Source organism: Trichococcus sp., from assembly GCF_049589555.1.
GTDB lineage: Bacteria > Bacillota > Bacilli > Lactobacillales > Aerococcaceae > Trichococcus.
On record NZ_JBAWAZ010000343.1, the window covers coordinates 1 to 1,619 of the forward strand.

General features: G+C 45.3%; 1 protein-coding gene and 1 pseudogene. One reads left to right on the top strand and one right to left on the bottom strand.

Translation table 11 applies throughout. The features are described from left to right. Window positions 1-1,104, bottom strand: a 1,104-nt coding sequence (locus WBV27_RS11935) for an ROK family protein (RefSeq protein ID WP_424202353.1), incomplete at its 3' end; no start/stop codon positions are given. 156 nt (window positions 1,105-1,260) lie between these two features. Between WBV27_RS11935 and WBV27_RS11940 the strand changes: the two are divergent. Further along, a pseudogene (locus WBV27_RS11940) lies at window positions 1,261-1,619 on the top strand (xylose isomerase); the annotation flags it as partial.

The window sequence follows — 1,619 nt, forward strand, 5'->3', positions numbered from 1 at the left end:
CTTGGCCACACCCCCGAACAAGGTCGCTTTTCGCTTGAGCGAGCTGCTGACAACACTGGTATCGCACGATAATTTACCTTTGAGATCCCCCTTTTGGATGCTGATCAACTCAGGGATTTGTGAATAAATGGAGCTGTTGATCACCACCAGATCGGGTTCGTAGATCACCGCCAGATTATTGACGGCGATGCTCAAATAATGCGCATTGGTCCGCAATGTTTTTTGGACAACGGGATCGCCTTTTTTGTAGCGTTCGATCACTACGGACGAATTGATGTCCGGCAACGCTAGCATCTGTTCCAATTCACTGTAGATGGCCTGGTGGGAAGCATATTGTTCCAAGCAGCCTTCATTGCCGCAAGGGCATTTCCGGCCATCCGGGTAGAGGATACTGTGGCCGATTTCACCAGCTATACCTTTTTTCCCGGTCCTCAGTTTCCCATTTTCGACAATTCCGGCTCCGATGCCCGTATGGATGCTCATGCTGACAACGCTGTCCGAAATGGATCCAAAAGTATATTCACCGAGCGCCGCCAGATTCGCTTCATTTTCCAAATATACATAAAAGGGATAAATTGCTTCTAATTGAGACTTCAGATTGCTCTGCAACGTATAGTTGGGCGTAAAGATGATTTCTTCCTGATTGACGAGCCCGTGGATCGCAACGCAGACTCCCGTGATGCCGTGAGGCGTTTCCACAGCATGTTGCGTCAATTTTTCAACCATTTCCGTGATATAGGCGAGGACATTGTCCGAAGAAACTTTGATGCCTCTGATTTCGGATTCATAAAGGACCTTTCCATCAATGTAGGCGATGAGCCCTTCTACATAATTAGGTGCAACATCCAAGGAAAGGGTAAGCGCAGCTTTTCCATTAAAAGTGAGCATGATGGGCTTCCGGCCGCCGATTCTGGCTGCGTCGCCGATCCGGTCTTCATGGATCAACTCGTCTTCCAACAGTTTTTTGGTGATTGCGGATACGGAAGCCTTATTCAGACCGGCAAGGACGGATAATTCAGCGCGGGAAATTTCTTTCTGGCTGATGATGGCATTCAAAATGATTGCCTCGTTGTTTTCGCGGATCGTATATTTGCTATGAATCAATAAAACCACTCCTTCTTCCTTCGTTATCTATCATATATCTTCTGAAAGCGCTTGACAACTAAAAAATTATCGTTTATATTATGTTCATGAGTTAGTTGAGCGAACTAACCCAAAGAGAAGTTAACAATAAGATACCATTTTTGAGGAGGAAAAGAAATGAGTTATTTTTCAACAGTAGATAAAATCAAATATGAAGGCGTTACCACAGAAAATCCAATGGCGTTCCGCCATTACAATCCGTCAGAAGTGGTGATGGGTAAAACGATGAAGGAACATTTGCGTTTCGGTGTCGCATACTGGCACACAATGACGCAAGACGGCTCCGATCCTTTCGGAAGCCCTACGAACATCCGCACATGGGAAGGGTCCACTCCGATGGAAACCGCAAAAAATCGTGTGGAAGCTTTCTTTGAAATTTTGGAAAAACTTGATGTTGAATTCTTCTGCTTCCATGATGTCGACATCGCACCTGAAGGAAATTCACTGGAAGAATTCTTCAATAACATCGATGAAAT